The sequence below is a fragment of the Escherichia sp. E10V10 genome, from assembly GCF_004211985.1.
GTDB lineage: Bacteria > Pseudomonadota > Gammaproteobacteria > Enterobacterales > Enterobacteriaceae > Escherichia.
In genome coordinates this window covers 214,002-236,028 of record NZ_RHJO01000004.1, presented here as the reverse complement: position 1 = coordinate 236,028, position 22,027 = coordinate 214,002, and the positions used below count along the sequence as shown (strand labels likewise).

Here is a 22,027-nt window from a genome sequence, read left to right as displayed (position 1 = left end):
AGGCGGCATCGCTGCCGCCTTGAACTTAACTTGCCTGAGAAGGCGCTTCATCTGTTCCTGGAAGCGTTTCAGGGAGTTGCGGCGCAAATCCTCGCAGGCCGACTACGTGAACGTGTTCGGTATTCTGGAAGACTTTACGCACCAGTTTATAGGTGGTGCCTTTCTCCGGGCTGATATTTTCAGGTGCCGCGATGATGAGCTGCATTTGCAAACGCTCACACAATTCAAACAGCGTGGCGATGGAACGGGCATCCAGTCGCGCAGCTTCATCGAGGAATAGCAGACGGCAAGGAGAGATATCTTTACCGCGCAGGCGGCGAGATTCATCTTCCCAGCTCTGTACTACCATCACCAGAATCGACATACCCGTACCGATAGCCTCACCGGTCGACAGTGCGCCAGACTCCGCGCGCAGCCAGCCATCGGAACCACGGTTAACCTCAACTTCCATCTCCAGGTAGTTACGGTAATCCAGAAGTTCTTCACCAATGGTCTGCGGCGTGCGCTGGCCCATATCAATTTGTGGGTTAAGTCGCTGATACAGTTTTGCCAGAGCTTCCGAGAAGGTCAGGCGGTTGCTCTTGAACAGATCCTGATGTTGCTCATGCTGTTCTGAAAGCACGTCAAGCAACATGGCGTGGGTTTCACGCACGTTCACGTTCAGACGCACACTGTTCACCTGACCGAACGATACGCTCTGCAAGCCCTGGTTGAGCATGCGGATTCGGTTCTGTTCGCGCTGAATGGTTTTGCGAATGATGTTCGCCACACTGCGGGAGCTGATCGCCAGTTTCTGTTCGCGAGAAGTTAACTCTTCGGTCAGACGGCTGAGTTCGATTTCCATCTGCTCGATAGCTTCCACCGGATCATCGGTACGAATAATATCCTGGCGAATACGTTCGCGCAGATGCTGATAAACCGCCACGAAGAACTGGATTTTGCGCTCAGGTCGTTTTGGATCTTCCGACATGCGCAGCACGTCGCGCAGATGTTCGTTATCCGCCACCGCCAGACGCAGCGCACCTAACGCCTTATCCGACATGGAACGTAAATCATCGGCAGAGAGATAAGCCAACTCACGACGGTGTAAGCGGCGTTCAACGCCATTATCTTTCACCATGCGCATTACCGCACACCAGCCCGCTTTGGCGGTCACTACCTGCTCGCGCATCTCAAAGTAATCACGTTCCAGCTTGCGCAGTTTGCGGGTCAGGTTGTCCATCTCCGCCTCGCAGAAGGTCAGCGCTTTTTCCAGTTGATTGCGGCGTGAACGGTTATTGCTCAGTTGCGCATGCAATTCGTCACGACGAATACGCGCCCGCTCTTCTGCCCCGCTATCGGCGCGCACGCCGATATCCTGCAGTTCACGTTGCAGATCGTTGAGCAGCTCTTTTTTGGTGTCGTAAGAACTTTTCAGCGAAGCCAGTACCTGGTTGTACTGACTCAACTGCGCAGCGTGGCCGCGCAACGCTTCACGAGCACGAGTACGTTCCGCTTCCGCCTGCTCCAGACGTTCGCGCAGTTTTTCGTTGAGATCGCTGTTCCCACTAAGCATTTCTGCCGAGTCAGAGTAGCTAAAGTGCGCACGACGCTGCACCACTTCAGTCAGGGCAAATGCCTGTTGACGGGCATCGCGCTGCATCTGCTGAGAATACGCGTAATCTTCTTTTAACTGTTCGAACTGTTCCGGGTCGCTCTGCAACACAGAAACGATCGGCTCCAGTTTCGCCAGTTGGTTGCCAAACTGCTGAACAAAACGCGCAGCTTCCTGAGCTTCATCAAGACGTTCGCGGATTTCATCGACACGATCCGCCAGTGAGTCATCCGCCAACAGGTTGAGACGCGGCAGGATACGGTTCAGTGCCGCAACGCCCTCTTTCGCCTGCTCAAACTGAATTCGCTGCTGCTGGTTATCATTTTCATGATTACTCAACGCCCGCTCCAGTTCGACACGACGGCTGTTCAGTTGGCGAATTTCGGCTTCCGGATCGGACTCAAACGCCACTGCCAGATGGCTGCCAATAAAGCGGCTGAATGCCTGATGCAGTCGCTGGGTTTTCTGAACATCAAAGGAGAGCGTAGCAAAGCGTTCAGAGAGCAATTCGCGCTCGGCGTGCAGGCTTTCGATCCGGCTTTCACGCGCCGCGCGACCAAACAGCGGCACTTCCGGGAAACGTGAATAACGCCACTGACGCTCGGCGGTTTTCACCACCACCGCTTTTTCCAGCTCATCGACGTTGAACACGCTATCATCGAACGACTGCGGATCTCCCTCGATCAAGTAGAGATCTTCCGGGCAATCGGTTAAGCCTTCCAGCTGTTCGGCCACCTGTGACAGATCCGGCACCACAATGGCGTGGCGAGACGGGCCATACAACGCCGAGAAGTACGGTGCATCTTCCAGGCTAACGTCGTCATAAATTTCTGACAGCAGCACGCCGCCAAAGCGTTCCGCCAGCGCATTCAGACGCTGGTCTTCGGAGCCGCCTGGCTGGCTTAAACGTTCGATCTCTTCATCGACAGCGTTTTTGCGCGCGCCCACTTCATCACGTTCAACAATCGCTTCGCGCTCACGCTCCAGCAGTTGTTGCAGATATTCGGTGACGTCCTGGCTGCAGGTGAACTCTTCACCGCACTGCTCGCTCAACTGATTGAGGCTGTTTTGCGCTGCCAGCCAAACCGGCGCACGCTGCATTAGGCTCTGAATACGGGATTGCAGCTGTTCCTGTTCCTGACGCAGTGCCATACGCTCTTCACGGGCGTTGGAAACGCTGTCAGAAAGAGAGGCAATACGCGCTTCCAGTTCCTGATGCAGGGCTTCCAGTTCGTCGATATCAAAATTCTTGCCCTGACGTTTGCAGAAATCTGCCAGCAGACGCTCAGCTTCTTGCTGCTCGCGCAGACGTTGTTCCAGTTCGCTTAAGCGCATCCGCAGTGGCTGAACCTGCTCTGCCAGGTGACGCTGATCGACCCCTTCGCGCAGCAGTTCGCGGGCGACATCCCACGCCTCGTTACGCGCCAGCGGGCCGTTGATTGCAACCACCAGCTGATAAGCCTGCTCAAACTGGCTGTGCGCAGTTTGCGCCATGCTCATTTTCTGCTCAAGAGAGAGCATTTTTTCGGTCGCTTCCAGCTCTTTCGCCTGGAAGGTTTCCAGCCATTCGGCGGCGCTGTCGGCGGTTAAGTCCGGCAGATGGCACAGTTCTTTGGCGCGATTAAGCGCAGCAATCGCCTGGTTGTACTGGATCGCACGCGTTTGCTGGACGTCCAGCGCCTGCTGATAGTCAGCAAGCTGACTTTTCAGCTCGTCCACTTCCAGTTCGGCGGCTTCCGCGCGCGCTTCGTTATCTTCCTGGCGCTCGATGGCTTCTGCCACCACTTCATTTTGCTCTTCCAGACGGATCTGCAGTTCATCGAGGTCCGCTTCGTAGCGTTCGATTTTCTCCTGCTGACGCAAAGCGGTTTGCACCAGGTTCAGGTGATCGCTGGCCGCCTGATAATCCGCTTCCAGATCGCCCTCGGCACCGTTGTGCTCTGCCAGTTCACGCGCCATATCGACATGTTTGTACTGCTCCGCCGCCAGTTGCTGACGCGAAGTATGTAGCTCGCGACGAAACTCCAGCGCTTTATCGAGATGGACACGGCGCTCGTTGGCGTGACGCATGTAGTCCGCCGCCACGTAGTTGGTGGCTTCGCTGATCAGATGCTTAAACAGGTCACGGTCCGACTGGGTGACGCGAATCGCTTCCAGCGTCATGCGGTTTTCACGCAGCGCCGCTTCCATGTCCTGGAACGCTTTACGCACACCGCTGTTTTCCGGCAGCAGGTAGTCGCGCAGAGAACGGGTAATGGCGCTGGAGATCCCGCCATACAGCGAGGCTTCGATCAGACGATAGAATTTACTACGATCAGACGCTGAGCGCAGACGACGCGCGATGATGCCCAGATCGAACATCAGCGAGTGGTAATCGGTAATGGAGTTGAACTGTTTAAACTGCACGCCTTCCATCGCCTCGAGCTTGTCTTTCAGCTCGTTAAGCGGCAGCACGCGCGCCTGACGTTCGTTCAGGGATTCGGTCACCAGCTGTGTCGGCTGCACCGACATCGGCAGTCCCTGAATGGCAAACGGCTTGATATCCACTTTACGATCGCGTCCGGCAACCTGTTGCAGACGCACACCGACCACCACGCGCTGGTGGCGCGAGTTAATGGTATCGAGCATCGAATAACAGACACCCGCTTTCAGCTTACCGTGCAGACCTTTATCGCGCGAACCGCTGGTGGCCCCGGCTTCCGTAGTGTTACGGAAATGCAGCAAGGTCAGGTCGGGGATCAGCGCCGTAACGAACGCCGCCATGGTAGTAGATTTACCCGCACCGTTACCGCCGGAAAGTGTCGTAACCAGCTCATCCAGGTCAAAAGTTCGGGCAAAAAAGCCGTTCCAGTTAATCAGCGTCAGTGAGCGAAATTTACCGCGTTCAATCATTATTCTTCCTCTCCGCTATCTGGCTGACTCTCTTCAGTTTCGTCATTGAGTTGCAGGTGATTTTCCAGCGACATTGCTTCGCCATCGCGAATCAGACGACGTTGTGCTTCACGCGGATCGTCGCCCGCACGCACATCGGCACCAAAACGGAACACCGATTCGGTAATGCGGAACTTGCTGCTGTCGTGGCCCATAAACCACACCATGCCTAAGCGACGCAGACGGTTGAGCGAAGAGCGTACTTTTTCCTGCAACTTCTGGCGGTCAACGTCTGAACCGGTAGAACGATTGTTCACCAGTTTCAGCAATTTTGCTTCATCGGCCAGAGTGAGCAGTTCGTCATACAGTTCCTGCTGAGTAAAAATCCCCTCGTTCGCCAGCCGTTCCGGGCTGAGATAGAGATAACAGAGGATTTTACCGACCATCATGTCCAGTTCAGACAATACGGAACGTGGGATGATGGTGGTGGAACGTGGACGTAAATAGAAGAAACCTTCCGGCGCGCGGATTAACTCCACGTTATAACGCGCGTAAAACTCTTCCAGATATTCCTGAAAATCCATCAGGAAAGCATGATTATCCAGTTCGTCGAGGCCAATATGGCGGCCTGAACGTAAGGCGCTATCCAGCGCCGGAAATAACGGATTCGCCAGCGCCTGCGCCAGCTTAACCGGCATCACTTGTTCAATATTTGTCGATGACATGCGCCTGTACCTTGGCTCCGTAATCATTAATCGGCTGCCATTTCGCTGGCAGTCCGGTGAAGTCTGCTTGCGCTACGCCGAGGCGTACCGCCTGATCAATAACAATACGCGCGACGTCAAAGTGACGCGCACGCGGATACTGCGCCAGATATTCGCGTACCACCAGACCAAGATCCAGTGGCACTTGTCTGGTTTTATAGACGGCGAGCTGCTCTTCGATAATCGCGGCGAGTTGTTCGCGGATCTCGTTAAACTCTTCGTACTCTAAATCTGGCGGAAGTTCCCCGGTCACTTCTTCATCGCGCAGTGCCATCTCTTCGTCACGCATGTCCAGCAGACGATCGGCATTGGCGTAAGTCAGCGCCCACGGCTCATCAAAATAGGTTTGTACCGACTGACGTAAACGCTGGGCAAAGACGCGGTTTTTATCCATATCGATAGCGGTACGAATAAATTTGTGTACGTGGCGATCGTAGCCAATCCACAAGTCGATGGATTGCTGCCCCCAGCTGATAATACGATCGAGCTTACTTTGCAGATCGAACACCAGACGATCGACAAAATGCAGGTCGTCATGGGTCATCGTCGCATCCTGAATGCGCAACAGGTTGGCCTGCAATTTATCGCCTGCTGCTTCCAGCGTATCCTGCAATTCACGCAGCGTTCCGGAAGTTTCCGAAAGCAACAATTCACAGCTGGAGATCGCCGCCCGCCAGTCTTTATTCAGCAACTGGGCGATATCGTCCTTCACCTGCTGCTGCTGTTCGTCCATCAGACGTTGCGTCAGGTCGATGCTGTCGAAAATTTCCGCTACCGAATATTTCAGCGGCGCATAGACGTTGCGGTGCCAGTGAAATTCATCACCGCCCTCTTCGGCGGCATCGGCTGCACGTTTTAACTCACCCGCCACAATCGACAACTGCATAGAAAGGCGCAACGTAGAAAACTCGCGCTGACGGATGTAGTAGTCAGTAATGCCGATGCCGAGCGGCGTCAGGCGATAAATAGCATTCCCTTCCGCCTGCTCGCTGGTAAAGCGGTTCAGCAGACGTTGACGCACCATATCGTTGATCGCGTTGTTGGCGCGCACGCCGATGGTTTCGCTGGTTTGCTCAAACGCATCACTCACATGGCGGAACGCATCCACCAGCTCGCCCTCACTCATCTCACCATCAAGACGCTCGCCATTCAGCGTGGCAACCGCCAGCAGAAAAGAGAGTCGGTCTACCGGCAGCGAGATGGAGAAGTCATTTTTTCTGGCCCAGGCAACCAGTTCGGGGACTGTCTGGGATAATTCACTCATACTTTATCCTTGCTCTGCGGTTTGTGCGCGGTGACATGAATATAACGCCCCAGGTTAATATACGGTTCCTGACGGCAATAACGCGTTTCTAATTCAAGTAATGCTTCATAGCTGTCGCGCTGTTGGTGCTTTTCACGCAGATAATCATGAAACACGCGAACGCCTGTCTTACCCATAATTTGCCAACCAGCTTCTTCCAGCCACAGATAAACCTGCGCCGGGTCGCGTGGATAATCTGGCGAAAGCGTCCGTTTTTTCTTTTTCGGCATTCCCGCCTGCACGTAATCAAAATTCCCGGCGACCATGTTATGCATCAGCAAGCCGTGCGCATTGTAGAACATTAATGACAACACGCCGCCTGGACGCAACACTGACCACAGGGTCTGCAATACGCTGCGGGGATCGGCCACCCACTCCAGCACCGCATGGAACAATATCAGATCAACGGGCGTTTCCAAATGTGAAGCAACATCCTGAGCGGCGCAATGTATAAATTGCATGTTGTCGCTCACACCTTTTACTTCTGCCGCCTGTTTTGCGCGGTCGATCATCTGCGCAGAGAGATCGCATAAAATGACCTGATGCCCGCGCTCGGCCATTTTGATTGCGGTCTGCCCTTCTCCACCGCCAGCATCCAGCACACGCAGTTTTTGCGGGCCCATTTCCGCCAGCACGCGATCGAGATCCTGCCACAGAATAGCCTGTCGAAGCTGCCCTTTGGTGGTGCCGTAAATGTTACGGGAAAACTTTTCCGCAATATCATCAAAATTGCGATCCTGCATTGCTTTCTCCACCGGTTGGCTAAGACGTTTTCTGATAAAGACGCTATTTTGTCACAGCCACGGCGAGAATGAACCCGTCTGGTGTAATATCACTGGCGATCCCTTGCTATATGGTCAAAAAAGGAACCAGAAAGGATGCTTTTTACACTGAAAAAAGTGATTGGCGGCATGCTGCTGCCACTTCCGCTGATGTTGTTGATTATTGGTGCTGGCCTGGCGCTGCTGTGGTTTAGCCGTTTTCAAAAAACCGGGAAGATTTTTATTAGCATTGGGTGGCTGGCGCTCTTGTTATTGAGTTTGCAACCGGTAGCCGACCGCCTGCTGCGTCCCATCGAAAGCACCTATCCGACATGGAATAATGCGCAAAAAGTGGACTATATCGTGGTGCTCGGAGGTGGTTATACCTGGAACCCACAGTGGGCACCGAGCTCTAATTTAATCAATAACAGTTTGCCGCGCCTGAATGAAGGTATTCGCTTATGGCGCGAAAATCCGGGATCAAAGCTGATCTTCACGGGAGGCGTAGCAAAAACCAATACGGTGAGTACAGCGGAAGTAGGTGCCAGAGTGGCGCAATCGCTGGGTGTCCCACGCGAGCAAATTATCACACTGGATTTACCAAAAGATACCGAAGAAGAAGCTGCCGCAGTGAAACAGGCGATTGGCGACGCCCCTTTCCTGCTGGTGACATCTGCGTCTCATTTGCCGCGCGCGATGATCTTTTTTCAGCAGGAAGGGCTAAATCCGCTGCCAGCCCCGGCGAACCAGTTGGCAATCGACTCGCCGCTTAATCCGTGGGAACGGGCAATCCCGTCTCCGGTCTGGTTGATGCATAGCGACCGCGTTGGCTATGAAACGCTTGGCCGCATCTGGCAGTGGCTAAAAGGTGCGTCAGGCGAGCCAGGGCAGAAGTGATTTAGTCGCCAGATCAAAGTTGCTACGGTTAAACCGCCCGGTATTGACCAGTTGTGCAACTTCATCCCATAACACATACAGCCAACGCCGCCAGATGAAAGACTCCGCCACTGGCGCGCGTTGCAGGTAACTCCAGAGCAAATCTTCCGCCAGGGTGTTATCCATCAACCGGAATAATTCATACTCACGCGGCGCCCAGAGCATTAACCCCGGTCCGACCATCGCCAGGAGCTGATCGCTACGGGAATCTTTCAGCATGCTACGCAAACAGAAATTGCCGTGAATCAGCACACAATTATCGTTAAAACCTTCAAACAACACCGGCAGACATTCACGAGTGCGAAACAGGATCCGCTTATCCTGCATGGTTAAACCTGTGTTATTAAACTGATTGAGCGTCGCCCACAGCATTTCAACGTGCTGACGATACCAGGAAGGCCAGAAATTTTCCTGAGTATTGTCAACCGCGCCAACACATCCGCGGCTGTCCTGACGGTGCCAGGCCAGCAACGCTTCAACAATTTGATCTTTCAGATGTTCCCAGCGCTCTGGCGTTCTTGCGGGAGCTTCCACAGAAACACCGCGCATCCGCTCCAGCAACAAGACATCGGGACCGGGATGTTCTTCATGCGTCATCACGCCATAGATAGTCGGCATGCGAACAGTCCCGCTCCGAGCCAGCATGGTGGTTTTCCATGCCAGCTGTCTGGCCTGCCCCGGGGTAGAAAAACTTCGCGCCATGAGCGGCATCGGGTTTCCCTGGCTGTCATACAACGCCCACAGAGTTGTGTCTGCTTTTTCATTCACACACTCTATACGACTCAATCTTTCGCCCAGTAAATGGCTTAGTTCGGCACGCAGCTGTTCCATTCAGATTACCCTCATAAAAGCTACTGCTTTCATAATGAGCGCCAATGTAAAAGATGTCACCTGAATGAGATCAATTGTTGAAGGGAAAAAATGAAGAGAATCGTAACGCTACGACACTCCTCCCAAAATTGAGATGGAGTGTCGTGGGGAAAAATTAAGCCATTTCAGCGCGAACACGCTCAAGATCTTCGGGAGTATCTACACCGGTGCCAGGAACCTCCTGGGCGACAGCTACATGGATTTTTTCTCCATACCACAGCACACGAAGCTGCTCTAGCATTTCGATATGTTCTAACGGGCTTGGCTGCCAGTTAACATAGCGGCGGATAAAACCTGCACGATAGCCATAAATGCCGAGATGGCGCAGGAAGTTATCTCCTACGGTTTCCAGACCTTTCGCAAAACGGTCACGATCCCACGGAATGGTGGCGCGCGAGAAGTAGAGCGCATAACCTTCGGCGTCGAGAACAACTTTAACCGCATTCGGGTTAAAGGCTTCTTCCGCACTGTGGATAGGCACAGCCAAGGTCGCCATTCCAACCTGACGCTGGGCAAGGTTATCGGCAACCTGACGAATGATTGTCGCGGGGATCATCGGTTCATCACCCTGCACATTCACAATCACCGTGTCGTCGCTGAACGCGCATTTTTCGACAACTTCCGCCAGGCGTTCTGTACCTGACTGGTGATCAGCACGCGTCATGCATACTTCACCGCCAGCAGCTTCAACAGCGCGGGCGACATCCTCATGATCGGTTGCGACGATGATGCGCTCGGCTCCTGATTCGCGTGCGCGTTCAAGTACATGAACAATCATGGGTTTGCCGTTAATATCGACCAGCGGCTTACCTGGCAGACGCGTGGAAGCATAGCGCGCGGGAATAATGACCACAAAACTCATGATTTACTCTCATCAGCAGTCAGCACGCGGGCTTCCGTTTCCAGCAGCACTGGAATGCCATCGCGCAGCGGAAAAGCCAGGTTGTCCAGTTTGCAAATAAGCTCTTGTTTTTCCTGGTTATACCAAAGTTTGCCGTTGCAAACCGGGCAGGCAATGATTTCAAGCAGACGATGATCCATAGTTCCTCCAGATGGATCGGGTTATGAATGCATAAATCTTATCATAATCATTTATGCGTCGGGGTCTATTTCCCAGCCGGTGCGGCAATCGGTAAAGAAACCGTGCGGGCAGCGCCCTATTGTTACTCGTGTTGCCTGCTGCCAGTGAGCAAAATCAGTAATCGCCTGACGCAGCCCTTTTTGAAGGGTCACTGTTGGTTTTACCCCATCCTGTAACCAGAGAGAGAGCACTTCAAAGATGCCAGTCTGGCGATGCATCTTAGAATCCATTCGTCCAACTAATTGCCCACGATGCAATAACGGTAGAACGAAATAACCATACTGGCGTTTGGGCGCTGGCGTGTAGCACTCCAGCCGGTAGCTAAAATCAAAAAGTTGCTCTGCCCGTTTACGATCCCAGACAACAGGATCAAAAGGCGAAAGTACCGCGCTGTGCGTTGCAGTGAGCTTTCCGGCGAGCGCACGTTCGAGTAGCGGCAGCAAATCAGCATGCAGCCAAAGATTACCCAATTTTTCAACATGCACAGCAATGATTTGCTGCTGTTCAGCCCTCGCTTCGCGCCACGCCGCCAGCGCCGGACGTTTCAGCCGGTAGTAATCCGCCAGCCACTGTTCGCGAAATATTCCCAGGCTGCGCGCACTGTTATCCAGCATGATGATTTCTGCTTCTGTTTGCGAAACGAGGTCGCGCTCATCATCCCAGTCAGGCATGACTCGGTGGGTTAAATCATAAACGCGCTGGAAGTTGCGCCGTTCAATCACCATCACCTTTCCGGCGGTAAAGAGCCCTTCCAGATGCCGTTTATGCGGCTTCCACTCCCACCAGCCGCTCGCCCCTTTACGAGGATGCTCAAAATCGGCTGAACGTACCGGCCCCTTATCATGAATATGCTGAATTAACTGTGCAATTTCCGCCGCATGTTCCTGCATCCAGGCATCTTTGTATTTCCAGCCCATTTTTTCAGGTGCCAGCATGCGGTGGCGAATAAGACGAAAATCGCTACGCGGCATAAAGCAGGCTTCATGCGCCCAGTATTCCATTAATTCGCCACACGCCAGAGACTCATCCAGCCACTGCGCAGGATAATTTCCCAGACGACTGAAAAGCACCAGATATGGACTACGGGCAACAATATTGATGGTATCGATTTGCAGCAAGGACATACGGGAGATCGTTGCCGGAATATCTTCCAACGACGCTCGACGGCGGGGTTTGTTTAACAGGCCTTGCGCGGCAAGGTGAAGATTACGCGCATCAGCAAGGGAGAGGTGCGGCAGCGACATTCATGACTCCATCAATCGAACGCTGCCGCGGCGTAACTAGTTGCCAGAAGCCAGCGAAGTTAGTTGCGCAAGCAGTTTTGCTGGTTCATCACCTGAAAGCTGTGCGTCAACGGGCAAATACCACCAGTTTTCTTCTGCAAAAGCCCGACATTTCACCGCATCTTTTTCAGTCATTACCAGCGTTTGCCCGGCGCTTACCAACGCGCTAACATCCGCATGATTTAAAGACTGATGATCGGCCAGCGGTACACATTTTTCCGGTTGTACGCCGCACATCTTCAGCGTGGCAAAAAAGCGCGGCGGATGCCCAATCCCCGCCATCGCCACCACATGTTCAAGCTGAGCAACGTCACAACGCGTACCGGTACGTAAATTCACCGCCTGACCCGGCAGCAGATGCATGGGGATTTCACCGCTGTGGGGGACACCGCCGTTGACGATTACCGCATCAACCGATTTTAAGCGCCCCGCGCGCTCGCGCATTGGCCCCGCCGGTAACCACCAGCCATTGCCAAAGCGACGCACGCCATCGATGACGACGATTTCCACATCACGCGCCAGACGATAATGCTGTAAACCGTCATCAGTCACGATAATCTGCACATCGGGATATTGCGCCAGAATGGCTTTTACCGCATCTGAACGGACAGGAGAAACTGCAACAGGTGCACCCGTACGCTGATAAATCAGCACCGGTTCATCGCCCGCCTGTGCGGTGGTGGTATCTGCCGACAATAACAGCGGATACGACTCAGCTTTACCGCCATAGCCCCGGGACACTACGCCAACACGAATACCGCGTTTTTGTAGTTGTTCCACCAGCCAGACAACCACCGGAGTTTTTCCGTTGCCGCCTGCGGTGAGATTACCAACCACGACAACCGGTACGGGGGCACGCCAGGCGCGCTTCAGTTTTAGTTTATAGCAAAGACGGATAGCGCCACTCACTAGGCCATACAACCAGGAGAGTGGCAGCAATAGCCGCCACAAAGGGGATTCACCAGACCAGATTTTTTCGATCATTGGCCAAACTGCATTTTATGAAGTTGCGCGTAGACTCCACGGTGCTCAAGCAAATCGTTATGCGTACCGCGTTCCACAATGATCCCGTCCTCGACGACCACAATTTCGTCAGCCTTTTCAATGGTAGACAAGCGGTGGGCAATCACCAGAGAGGTACGGTTTTTCTGCAACTCGTCCAGCGCCGCCTGAATCGCGCGTTCGGATTCGGTGTCCAGCGCCGAGGTGGCTTCATCCAGAATCAGAATTGGGCTATCACGCAGCAAGGCACGGGCAATGGCAATACGCTGGCGCTGACCGCCAGAGAGCAACACGCCGTTTTCACCAATAACCGTATCAAGACCGTTATCCATCTTATTGATAAAGTCCATGGCGTAGGCCATACGTGCAGCTTCTTCAATTTGCTCACGGCTGTACTGTTCAGTACGGGCGTAAGCAATGTTGTTGGCAACCGTGTCATTAAACAGATGGACATTCTGCGACACCAGAGCAACCTGGTTACGTAAAGACGCCAGGGTATACTCGCGCAGATCGTGACCATCCATCAGGATCTCGCCTTCATCGATATCATAAAAACGGGTGATCAGGCTGGCGATGGTCGATTTACCCGACCCCGAACGCCCTACCAGAGCCACTGTTTTCCCTGCCGGGATCTTCAGGTTGATATTACGCAGCGCCGGGACTTCACGCCCCGGATAGGTAAAGGTGACATTGCGGAATTCGACGTCGCCGGTAGCACGCTCAATCTCGCGTTTACCTTCGTCTTTCTCCTGTTCACTATCCAGAATGGTAAACAGCGTCTGACATGCTGCCATCCCGCGTTGGAACTGGGCGTTAACGTTGGTCAGCGATTTCAACGGACGCATCAGTGCAATCATCGAAGAGAAGACGACAGTAATCGTACCGGCGGTCAGGCTATCCATCACGCTTGGGAAGCTCGCAGCGTAGAGAACAAATGCCAGTGCCAGAGAGGCGATCAGCTGAATGATCGGGTCAGAGATGGAAGAAGCAGAAACCATTTTCATGCCCTGCAAACGCATCTTGTTGCTGACCTTATCAAAACGCTTTGTTTCTACTTCCTGGCCGCCAAAAATCAATACTTCTTTGTGGCCTTTCAGCATCTGTTCAGCACTGGTGGTCACCTGCCCCATGGTGTTCTGCATGTTTTTACTGATGCTGCGAAAACGCTTCGACACGATACGAATCGCAATCGAGACAATCGGCGCCAACACAATCAAAATGATCGACAGCTGCCAGCTGTAATAGAACATCATGGCGAACAGACCGATAATGGAAGCACCTTCACGCACCACCGTAATCAGCGCGCCAGAAGACGACGAAGCAACCTGTTCAGAATCGTAAGTAATACGTGAAAGCAGTGTCCCGGTTGACTGTTTGTCAAAAAATGACACTGGCATTCCCATCATGTGGCCGAACAGACGTCGACGCATGGTCATGACCACTTTTCCTGATACCCAGGAGATACAGTAGCTGGAGATATAACTGGTGATACCACGTAAAATCATCAGGCCGATAACCACCAGCGGCATCCACATCAGCACGGAGCGATCTGTTTTACCAAAGCCATCATCGAGAAGCGGCTTAAGGAGCGATAACATGAAGGTATCGCTGGCTGCGTTGAGAATTAACGCTATGCCCGCCACGATCAGACCCGCTTTAAAAGGCGCAATGGTTGGCCACAGTCGGCGGAATGTCTGCCACGTAGAGAGATCTTTGTCGTTATGCATTCAAAAAACCAGCATTTGTTGAAATAGCCGCATATTCTACCCGTTATCCACTGGCACGCCAAACCACTGATGATACCAACGAGGTAAAATTTGCTCCCTTAGGCTGCTCACCCGCCAACCTTGCGCTGAAAAATAGACCGTTATTTGCCCCTGATGTGGGGTGTCAACCCATTGATATCCTTGTAGTTGATAGCGAAGTTTGACTTTACTGGAGGGCAATCGCCATGCGTTATAGCGCGATGCCGATGCCAGTGCCATTTTTCCATTTACCCGCTGAATCAATGGCACTGATGACGAGGTATTACTACCGTGATGGGGTACCTGAATCAAAGTTGCCTGAACCTGTTGCCAGTAATGACTTAGCATTTTTTGTTCAGAGGGGGCTTCAATATCGCCAGTCAAAAGAATGCTATGTGTTCCATCATCAACCTTAATCACACAGGAATGGTTATTTCCCTTTTCGTTACTCCCTTGCAAAGGCCAGTGCACGCTAAACTGCAATCCTTGCCACTGCCACGCTTCGCCACGCACGCAGGGCTGATGATGCACCCAGTTTAAGGGGCTTCTTACCCATAACGTCGGCCAGGCATGTAATATCGAGTCCAGCCCACCCCGATGATCAAGATGTTCATGACTAAGAATAACGCCTACCGGTTCAAGGTCATGCCAGCGGAGCCAGGGAATAATCAGTTGTTGCCCACTGTCCCCCTCCGGCCAGGCGAGCCCTGTATCATAGAGAACCGCTTTACCGTTTCGAGCGATCACCATTGCCAGCCCTTGCCCGACATCAAGCATATAAACCTGCCACTCATCAGACCGTGGTTTTTGCCACAGTGGCCAACACATTATAATTCCTCCAGCCATACACACCGCAGGCAACGTTTGCCATGCGTTTAGTCGCCATATCACCAGTAATAACCAGGGCGAAAATGATAGCCATTGCCAACGTTCAGCAATGCTTATCCACCCTTCAGGCAAACTCTTTAACCCCCAAAAAAGTAAAGCTAAGGACCGATCGGCAAGAAACCATATACCTTGTTCCAGGATTAATGGCCCGCTTAAATGCACAACCATCGCGGCGAGGATCAACGGAACCGAAATAAATGTCACTAAGGGAATAGCGAACAAATTTGCCATAAATGAAGTCAGACTAATGCCATGAAATATGACTATTTGCACCGGCATTAGCAGGAGTGTTATACCAAGTTGCAGATGGATAAGTGAAACAATAGATTGCAATACAGGCGGCAATGGCCAGACTGGGCAGGGAAACCACTGATACCAAAATATCAGCGCTGCCACCGCTGCGGCAGAGAGCCACAAACTTTGCGAAAGGATAGCGACAGGATCCATCAGCAGAATTGCTGCCAGGCAGCATATCCACACATCCCAACCACTCCATTGCCGGCCGCTCAATTTGAGCGCTCCCCAGGTCGCAAGCGCCACCACGGTACGCAATGCAGGCGGCTGCATACTGGTAAGCCAGGCATAAAAAGCAGCGCAGCAAACTCCACCGATTAATGGCATCTGCCAGTAAATCCAACGCCCGGGGAGGAAAATTTGCCCGCCACGAATTAGCCCCGCAGCCAGTAATGCTGCAAAAGCGATGTGTAAACCCGATATCGCCATTAAATGTGCCGTACCGGTATCGCGCATTATATTTTTAGTTTCTTTAGATACCGATAACCGTTCACCCATTCCTAAGCCGAGCATCACCGTCTGCCATGAATACGGCTGCAGCGTCGTTTGCAGGGATGCCAGATATTGCGCACGTAGGCTACAACCTGGTTCAATGACGCTTGCTTGCAGAAAACGTCCGGTAAGTGGCTGATGCTGGGCAATGGCATAACGCTGGCTGTCAAAGCCGCCATCATTAAGTTGACCGTGAACAGCACGCACTTTCAGTTTCATCGACCATCGTTGCCCAGCGCATACCGATTGTGGCAAATATTCGCCATATAGCGCGATGCCTGGCGCGGGAAATAACCGCCGCCCTTGTAGATGAGTAATTTGCCCGTAATGCGTGGTCATGCCGTCAGTGGCGGTAATCTCGACGACTGCATCCTGCGTCGCGCCAGTTAAGTTTTCTCCTGCCCACAGAATTTGCTTCGCCGCCAACACGCCCCAAAGAAAAAACAGCAATGTCAGCGTGAAATAACGGACGACTTTAACAGGAATAAATGCCAGTACGCAGACGAATACAGTCAGACTCGCGAGAGTTAATGTCCCAGGCAACTGCGGCAAAATCAGCAGCGGAAAAATCCCGCAAATTATGCACAGGCTAACTGTCGTTATTTTCATGCACTCCTCCCTGTTTTTGGAAAGTGTGCAACTTTGTTGAGTGGTTGTCTGGCGGGAGTTTTGCGTTGCCCGAGGCACGTTCAGAAGAATTTAGCAGGATCATGAAAACTGTACACAACTCTGCGAGACAGCTTCCAGAACCATATTGCAGAAATGAAAAAAGCACCCGTCAGGTGCTTTTTCCGCGTTCAAGTTTTACTAAAACTTAACCGTAAATATTGGCGCGATCGCGCAGTTCTTTACCTGGTTTAAAGTGAGGAACGTATTTTCCTTCCAGCTCTACTTTATCGCCAGTCTTCGGATTACGTCCGGTACGCGGTGCGCGGTAGTGCAAAGAGAAACTGCCGAAACCGCGGATTTCAATACGCTCGCCCTGCGCAAGAGTCGAGGCCATATGCTCCAGCATCTCTTTTACTGCATCTTCAACCGTCTTGGCGGGAATGTGCGATTGCTGGGTGGCAAGTCTTTCTATCAATTCTGACTTGGTCATGATTCCTCCGGTTCCTTAAAGGCAAATTTAACGGCTGCTGTTGCTGCATTGATTAAGGGCGGCCGTAGCCGCCCTTAGTGCTTGATTACAGGACGAAACCTGCAATCTGTCAAGTAAACTCAGCAAACTTCGGAATAAAAATCCCGAAGAGTCAGAGAATTACTCGCCTTTAGCTGCTTTGAAAGCTTCAGCCATTGCGTTGTTGGAGAAGTTTGCATCTTCCTGTTTGTTAACAGTTGCGATTGCATCTTTCTCGTCAGCTTCGTCTTTCGCACGAACAGACAGGCTGATTGCGCGGTTTTTACGATCAACGCCAGTGAATTTAGCTTCAACTTCGTCGCCAACGCTCAGAACCAGGGTAGCGTCTTCAACGCGGTCACGGGATGCTTCAGAAGCACGCAGGTAACCTTCAACGCCGTCAGCCAGTTCTACGGTTGCGCCTTTAGCGTCAACTGCAGTTACTTTACCGGTTACGATAGCGCCTTTCTTGTTCAGAGCAACCCAGTTGTTGAACGGATCTTCTGCGAGCTGTTTAACGCCCAGGGAGATACGTTCACGTTCTGCGTCAACCTGCAGAACAACTGCAGCGATTTCGTCGCCTTTTTTGTATTCACGAACTGCTTCTTCGCCTGCAACGTTCCAGGAGATGTCAGACAGGTGAACCAGGCCGTCGATGCCGCCGTCCAGGCCGATGAAGATACCGAAGTCAGTGATAGACTTGATTTTACCTTCAACACGGTCGCCCTTGTTGTGGGTTTCCGCGAACTGCTGCCACGGGTTAGCTTTGCACTGTTTCAGACCCAGGGAGATACGACGACGTTCTTCGTCGATATCCAGAACCATAACTTCCACTACATCGCCAACGTTAACAACTTTGGACGGGTGGATGTTTTTGTTGGTCCAATCCATTTCGGAAACGTGTACCAGGCCTTCAACGCCTTCTTCGATTTCAACGAAGCAGCCGTAGTCGGTCAGGTTGGTCACGCGACCAGTCAGTTTGGTACCTTCCGGATAACGTTTAGCGATAGCTACCCACGGATCTTCGCCCAGCTGTTTCAGGCCCAGGGATACACGGGTACGTTCGCGGTCGAACTTCAGCACTTTAACAGTGATTTCGTCGCCCACGTTGACGATTTCGCTCGGATGCTTAACGCGTTTCCAGGCCATGTCAGTGATGTGCAGCAGGCCGTCAACGCCGCCCAGATCAACGAATGCACCGTAGTCAGTGAGGTTCTTAACGATACCTTTAACTTCCATGCCTTCCTGCAGGTTTTCCAGCAGCTGATCGCGCTCTGCGCTGTTTTCGGATTCGATAACGGCACGACGAGAAACAACAACGTTGTTGCGCTTCTGATCCAGCTTGATTACTTTGAATTCAAGCTCTTTGCCTTCCAGGTGCAGAGTGTCACGCACCGGACGAACGTCTACCAGAGAACCTGGCAGGAACGCACGAATACCGTTCAGCTCAACAGTGAAGCCGCCCTTAACTTTGCCGTTGATAACACCGGTAACAGTTTCAGCATCTTCGTAAGCTTTTTCCAGCGTGATCCAGGCTTCGTGACGTTTAGCTTTTTCACGGGACAGCAGAGTTTCACCGAAGCCGTCTTCTACTGCGTCCAGAGCAACGTCAACTTCGTCACCTACCTGGATTTCAAGTTCACCCTGGGCGTTTTTGAACTGCTCAGCCGGGATGGCAGACTCAGATTTCAGACCAGCGTCAACCAGTACTACATCTTTGTCGATAGCAACAACAACGCCACGAACGATAGAACCCGGGCGGGTTTCGATTTCTTTTAAGGACTCTTCAAAGAGTTGAGCAAAAGATTCAGTCATGTTTAATCTTCAGGTTTATATTTAACGTCCACCTGGCTCCGTGCCGGATGGGGTTGTTTAACATACCCGCTGTCATTCCATTGCAACGGGGGTACTGCAAATTCGGTCGCTTATGCGAGAGCCAATTTTTGGCGCGCGTAGTGTAACGCTTTTTCAATCACTTGCTCAATGCTTAAGGTGGTGGAATCCAAAACTAAAGCATCGGCTGCCGGAACCAAGGGCGCTACCGCGCGATTACGATCGCGGTCGTCGCGTTCTTTGATCTCGGCCAAAAGGCGCTCAAAGTTAACACTAAAGCCCTTCTCCTGCAACTGTAGCATGCGGCGATGCGCACGTTCTTCCGAGGAGGCGTCAAGGAAAATTTTTACTGGCGCATCAGGGAATACCACTGTCCCCATATCGCGACCATCGGCGATCAAACCGGGTAACTCCCGGAATGCGCGTTGGCGACGCAATAATGCTTCACGAACGCGTGGGAATGCAGCGACTTGTGAAGCAGCATTCGCCACTTCCTGAGTACGAATTTCGCCGCTGACATCTTCCCCTTCGAGGATCACTTCCAGATTGCCATTGGTCGACACAAAACGTACATCCAGATGGGATGCCAGCGGCACCAGCGCATCTTCCGACGCAACATCAACATGGTGATGTAATGCCGCCAGTGCCAGTACGCGATAAATTGCACCCGAGTCCAGCAGATGCCATTGCAACGCTTCCGCCATAGCCTTACACAAGGTGCCTTTCCCTGCACCGCTTGGGCCATCAATGGTAATAACCGGGGCAATTGCCGTCATCTTTATCTCCTTAAAACAGGCGTACCGTTAACATAACCGCGCGCATTATACGCGTCGGCGCCACAAATCGTTAACGTTGTGTGCAAAAACCAGTTTTGTCTGTATTCAGATGGGGATTTATTGCGCAATTATAGCGGGCTGGCGAAAGACCAGCCCGAAAGATGACAATGATTTACTTACCGGAGGCGATACGATCGCGGATGTGCTGTGCACGCTCTGCTGATGGTGGATGAGAGTCAAACATAGACTGAGTACGACCGCCATCCAGGCTGGCCAGTTTTTCAAAGCTACCGACCAGTCCCTGGGTGTTAATGCCACGTTTCTTCAGCAGATCAAAGGAGAAATCATCTGCTTCAGACTCTTTATCGCGGGAGTACTTAGCATTGATAGCGCCTTCTGCGATATCGCCCAGTTGCGAGCGAGAAAGCTGGGAAGCAACACCGCTGGTGGCGGAAATTGCATCGCGTGCGGCAACAATCGCATAAGATGCTTTCATTTCAGCCAGTGAGTGACCCAATGCAACGTGTCCCAGTTCATGACCCAGAACGCCTTCAATTTCGTTGTCGTTCATCATGTCCATCAGGCCACTGTAGACTCGGACACAGCCGTTTGCCATCGCCCATGCGTTAACGTCGCTGGTCATATAAACCTTATAGTTGACCGGCGTACCGTTAATGTTGTTACCCAATGCTTTGGCGATTTTTGCCAGACGTTTACCGTACTTGCTGGATTTGCTTGCAACTTGATTGCCGCTGTCCATTTCGGTACAGCCCTGATTGGCAATGGCTTTTGCATCGGCGTCGCTTAACGTTGCAGCTTTATAGGCATTTAAACCGGAGCTGATAGCCATATTGGTATCAATACCGTGCGTATTTTGACACCCTGTCAGTAGTGCTGCAGAAGTCGCAATCGCCAGCAGTAATTTAGTATTCTTCATGTGAATCATCCGTTGATTAATCATATATAAATATTATGCATCAATAACTTACATTGATAATTGACGTTACCACTGTTCAAAATGACTCACAAGGTCCGAAAAAAAACGCCGGCAATGTGCCGACGTTTTTAGAAAGAAATATTTGTCTATTTATCGCCCGTTATTCAAGCTGGTTGGCTTATCCGCGCCAGTTGTTCGAAGTAATCCGGGAAGGTTTTAGCCGTACATTTGGGGTCAAGAATCGTCACTGGCGTATCTGACAATGCCACCAGCGAGAAACACATCGCCATCCGGTGATCATTGTATGTCGCGATCTCGGCAAAGTTCAGTTTTTCCGGTGGTGTTATGCGAATGAAATCGTGCCCCTCTTCAACTTCTGCACCGACTTTACGTAGCTCTGTTGCCATCGCGAACAGGCGATCCGTTTCTTTTACGCGCCAGTTATAAATATTGCGCAGCGTGGTTGTGCCTTTTGCAAATAACGCCGTCGTGGCAATGGTCATCGCCGCATCGGGAATATGGTTCATATCCATATCGATGGCGTTCAGTTCGCCACACGTGCAGGCAATATAATCATCGCCCCAGCTAATGGTCGCCCCCATTTTTTCCAGTACATCAGCAAATCGAATATCGCCCTGCATACTGTTGCGTCCAATGCCGGTCACTTTTACCGTGCCGCCTTTGATTGCTGCTGCTGCCAGGAAGTAAGAAGCTGAAGATGCATCTCCTTCGACCAAATAAGTACCCGGAGACTGATAAGACTGCCCCCCTTTTACGACAAATTGTTGATAGTGCTGATTTTCAATCTCAACACCAAACGTTTTCATCAGGTTGAGCGTGATATCGATATAAGGTTTAGAAACCAGATCACCTTTAATACGAATAACTGTATCTTTCGGCGCAAGAGGCGCAGTCATTAACAGTGCGGTGAGGAACTGGCTGGAAACGGAGCCATCAACGTCAACGTTGCCGCCAGTAAAACCGCCCTGTAAACGCAACGGCGGATAATTATCTTGTTCCAGGTAAGTGATTTTCGCTCCGCCCTGGCGCAACGCATCCACCAGATGACCAATCGGGCGTTCTTTCATACGCGGCTCACCAGTCAGGACAATATCATTGTTTCCCAGACAAAGTGCCGCCGCCAGCGGACGCATAGCCGTTCCGGCGTTTCCAAGAAACAACTCCAGCGCGCTTTCTGCGTGTAATGGACCGCCGTTACCGATGATTTCGCAACGCGTACGATCGGCTGAAAGCGTGTAACTTACCCCTAACGCCGTTAATGCATTCAGCATATGGCGCACGTCATCGCTATCCAGCAGATTAGTTAATACTGTTTTGCCGTGTGCTAATGCCGCCAGCAATAAAGCGCGGTTAGAAACGCTCTTGGAACCGGGCAGATTAATAGTGCCATCGACACGGGCGATGGGGTGCAACGTCAGGGATTCCATGAACTCAACTCTCTACAACAGAAATAAAAACC

17 protein-coding genes are annotated in these 22,027 nt (G+C 52.1%); 1 reads left to right on the top strand and 16 read right to left on the bottom strand.

The genetic code is table 11. The features are described 5' to 3' along the window. Positions 1-25 precede the first annotated feature (25 nt). The 4 genes from mukB to cmoM are packed head-to-tail and all read right to left on the bottom strand — an operon-like array spanning position 26 to position 7,275. Positions 26-4,486 carry a chromosome partition protein MukB gene (mukB, locus tag D9736_RS09855; protein WP_130258245.1) on the bottom strand — a complete coding sequence of 1,487 codons (4,461 nt, stop codon included), beginning with the start codon at positions 4,484-4,486 and terminating at the stop codon, positions 26-28. Further along, positions 4,486-5,190 carry a chromosome partition protein MukE gene (gene mukE, locus D9736_RS09850; RefSeq protein ID WP_130258244.1) on the bottom strand — a complete coding sequence of 235 codons (705 nt, stop codon included), beginning with the start codon at positions 5,188-5,190 and terminating at the stop codon, positions 4,486-4,488. Before mukE ends, mukB begins: the two co-directional genes overlap by 1 nt. Further along, positions 5,171-6,493: a chromosome partition protein MukF gene (gene mukF, locus D9736_RS09845; RefSeq protein WP_130205341.1), complete on the bottom strand. Its 1,323-nt coding sequence runs from the start codon at positions 6,491-6,493 to the stop codon at positions 5,171-5,173. The genes mukE and mukF overlap by 20 nt, the downstream gene beginning before the upstream one ends. Then, positions 6,490-7,275 (bottom strand): tRNA uridine 5-oxyacetic acid(34) methyltransferase CmoM, encoded by a 786-nt coding sequence (gene cmoM / locus D9736_RS09840; protein WP_130258243.1) that lies wholly within the window; start codon positions 7,273-7,275, stop codon positions 6,490-6,492. Before cmoM ends, mukF begins: the two co-directional genes overlap by 4 nt. A 135-nt stretch (positions 7,276-7,410) precedes the next feature. Here cmoM and elyC point away from each other — a divergent pair, with 135 nt between their 5' ends. Beyond that, positions 7,411-8,190, top strand: coding sequence for an envelope biogenesis factor ElyC (gene elyC, locus D9736_RS09835; protein WP_130258242.1), 780 nt, complete (start codon positions 7,411-7,413; stop codon positions 8,188-8,190). On the opposite strand, the gene D9736_RS09830 is transcribed toward elyC, so the two are convergent. The 12 genes from D9736_RS09830 to aroA all read right to left on the bottom strand — a co-directional run bounded on the left by D9736_RS09830 (position 8,167) and on the right by aroA (position 21,995). After that, complete coding sequence (locus tag D9736_RS09830; RefSeq protein WP_130205335.1) at positions 8,167-9,060, bottom strand: YcbJ family phosphotransferase; 894 nt, start codon at positions 9,058-9,060, stop codon at positions 8,167-8,169. The two genes, elyC and D9736_RS09830, sit on opposite strands and share 24 nt — an antisense overlap. 154 nt (positions 9,061-9,214) lie before the next feature. Beyond that, positions 9,215-9,961, bottom strand: coding sequence for a 3-deoxy-manno-octulosonate cytidylyltransferase (gene kdsB, locus D9736_RS09825; protein ID WP_064528339.1), 747 nt, complete (start codon positions 9,959-9,961; stop codon positions 9,215-9,217). Beyond that, positions 9,958-10,140 (bottom strand): protein YcaR, encoded by a 183-nt coding sequence (ycaR, locus tag D9736_RS09820; RefSeq protein WP_000350058.1) that lies wholly within the window; start codon positions 10,138-10,140, stop codon positions 9,958-9,960. Before ycaR ends, kdsB begins: the two co-directional genes overlap by 4 nt. A gap of 51 nt (positions 10,141-10,191) precedes the next feature. Next, a complete protein-coding gene (ycaQ, locus tag D9736_RS09815; RefSeq protein WP_130258241.1) occupies positions 10,192-11,424 on the bottom strand; it encodes a crosslink repair DNA glycosylase YcaQ in 1,233 nt (410 codons plus the stop codon). Between the two features lie 36 nt (positions 11,425-11,460). Beyond that, positions 11,461-12,447: a tetraacyldisaccharide 4'-kinase gene (gene lpxK / locus D9736_RS09810; RefSeq protein ID WP_130258240.1), complete on the bottom strand. Its 987-nt coding sequence runs from the start codon at positions 12,445-12,447 to the stop codon at positions 11,461-11,463. Then, on the bottom strand, positions 12,444-14,192 hold the full coding sequence (gene msbA, locus D9736_RS09805) for a lipid A ABC transporter ATP-binding protein/permease MsbA (protein WP_130205329.1): 1,749 nt from the start codon (positions 14,190-14,192) through the stop codon (positions 12,444-12,446). Before msbA ends, lpxK begins: the two co-directional genes overlap by 4 nt. A gap of 36 nt (positions 14,193-14,228) precedes the next feature. Next, entirely contained in the window at positions 14,229-16,493 is a 2,265-nt protein-coding gene (locus D9736_RS09800; RefSeq protein WP_130258239.1) for a ComEC family protein, read from the bottom strand. Positions 16,494-16,698: 205 nt separating this feature from the next. Next, the gene (ihfB, locus tag D9736_RS09795) at positions 16,699-16,983 is read right to left on the bottom strand and encodes an integration host factor subunit beta (protein ID WP_000167336.1); all 285 of its coding nucleotides are present in this window, start codon (positions 16,981-16,983) and stop codon (positions 16,699-16,701) included. 159 nt (positions 16,984-17,142) lie between these two features. Continuing rightward, positions 17,143-18,816: a 30S ribosomal protein S1 gene (rpsA, locus tag D9736_RS09790; protein WP_000140327.1), complete on the bottom strand. Its 1,674-nt coding sequence runs from the start codon at positions 18,814-18,816 to the stop codon at positions 17,143-17,145. Between the two features lie 110 nt (positions 18,817-18,926). Beyond that, a complete protein-coding gene (gene cmk, locus D9736_RS09785) occupies positions 18,927-19,610 on the bottom strand; it encodes a (d)CMP kinase (protein ID WP_000125014.1) in 684 nt (227 codons plus the stop codon). 172 nt (positions 19,611-19,782) lie between these two features. Then, positions 19,783-20,547: a metallopeptidase YcaL gene (gene ycaL, locus D9736_RS09780; protein WP_130205325.1), complete on the bottom strand. Its 765-nt coding sequence runs from the start codon at positions 20,545-20,547 to the stop codon at positions 19,783-19,785. Between the two features lie 164 nt (positions 20,548-20,711). Continuing rightward, the gene (gene aroA, locus D9736_RS09770; RefSeq protein ID WP_130258238.1) at positions 20,712-21,995 is read right to left on the bottom strand and encodes a 3-phosphoshikimate 1-carboxyvinyltransferase; all 1,284 of its coding nucleotides are present in this window, start codon (positions 21,993-21,995) and stop codon (positions 20,712-20,714) included. Positions 21,996-22,027 lie beyond the last annotated feature (32 nt).

What these genes read in the sequence shown, in the direction of transcription:
- D9736_RS09800 (WP_130258239.1), bottom strand. Translation starts at nt 16,493, where the DNA reads ATGAAAATAACGACAGTTAGCCTGTGCATAATTTGCGGGATTTTTCCG.
- rpsA (WP_000140327.1), bottom strand. Translation starts at nt 18,816, where the DNA reads ATGACTGAATCTTTTGCTCAACTCTTTGAAGAGTCCTTAAAAGAAATC.
- ycaQ (WP_130258241.1), bottom strand. Translation starts at nt 11,424, where the DNA reads ATGTCGCTGCCGCACCTCTCCCTTGCTGATGCGCGTAATCTTCACCTT.
- cmoM (WP_130258243.1), bottom strand. Translation starts at nt 7,275, where the DNA reads ATGCAGGATCGCAATTTTGATGATATTGCGGAAAAGTTTTCCCGTAAC.
- kdsB (WP_064528339.1), bottom strand. Translation starts at nt 9,961, where the DNA reads ATGAGTTTTGTGGTCATTATTCCCGCGCGCTATGCTTCCACGCGTCTG.
- ycaR (WP_000350058.1), bottom strand. Translation starts at nt 10,140, where the DNA reads ATGGATCATCGTCTGCTTGAAATCATTGCCTGCCCGGTTTGCAACGGC.
- mukF (WP_130205341.1), bottom strand. Translation starts at nt 6,493, where the DNA reads ATGAGTGAATTATCCCAGACAGTCCCCGAACTGGTTGCCTGGGCCAGA.
- mukE (WP_130258244.1), bottom strand. Translation starts at nt 5,190, where the DNA reads ATGTCATCGACAAATATTGAACAAGTGATGCCGGTTAAGCTGGCGCAG.
- msbA (WP_130205329.1), bottom strand. Translation starts at nt 14,192, where the DNA reads ATGCATAACGACAAAGATCTCTCTACGTGGCAGACATTCCGCCGACTG.
- cmk (WP_000125014.1), bottom strand. Translation starts at nt 19,610, where the DNA reads ATGACGGCAATTGCCCCGGTTATTACCATTGATGGCCCAAGCGGTGCA.
- elyC (WP_130258242.1), top strand. Translation starts at nt 7,411, where the DNA reads ATGCTTTTTACACTGAAAAAAGTGATTGGCGGCATGCTGCTGCCACTT.
- mukB (WP_130258245.1), bottom strand. Translation starts at nt 4,486, where the DNA reads ATGATTGAACGCGGTAAATTTCGCTCACTGACGCTGATTAACTGGAAC.
- aroA (WP_130258238.1), bottom strand. Translation starts at nt 21,995, where the DNA reads ATGGAATCCCTGACGTTGCACCCCATCGCCCGTGTCGATGGCACTATT.
- ycaL (WP_130205325.1), bottom strand. Translation starts at nt 20,547, where the DNA reads ATGAAGAATACTAAATTACTGCTGGCGATTGCGACTTCTGCAGCACTA.
- ihfB (WP_000167336.1), bottom strand. Translation starts at nt 16,983, where the DNA reads ATGACCAAGTCAGAATTGATAGAAAGACTTGCCACCCAGCAATCGCAC.
- D9736_RS09830 (WP_130205335.1), bottom strand. Translation starts at nt 9,060, where the DNA reads ATGGAACAGCTGCGTGCCGAACTAAGCCATTTACTGGGCGAAAGATTG.
- lpxK (WP_130258240.1), bottom strand. Translation starts at nt 12,447, where the DNA reads ATGATCGAAAAAATCTGGTCTGGTGAATCCCCTTTGTGGCGGCTATTG.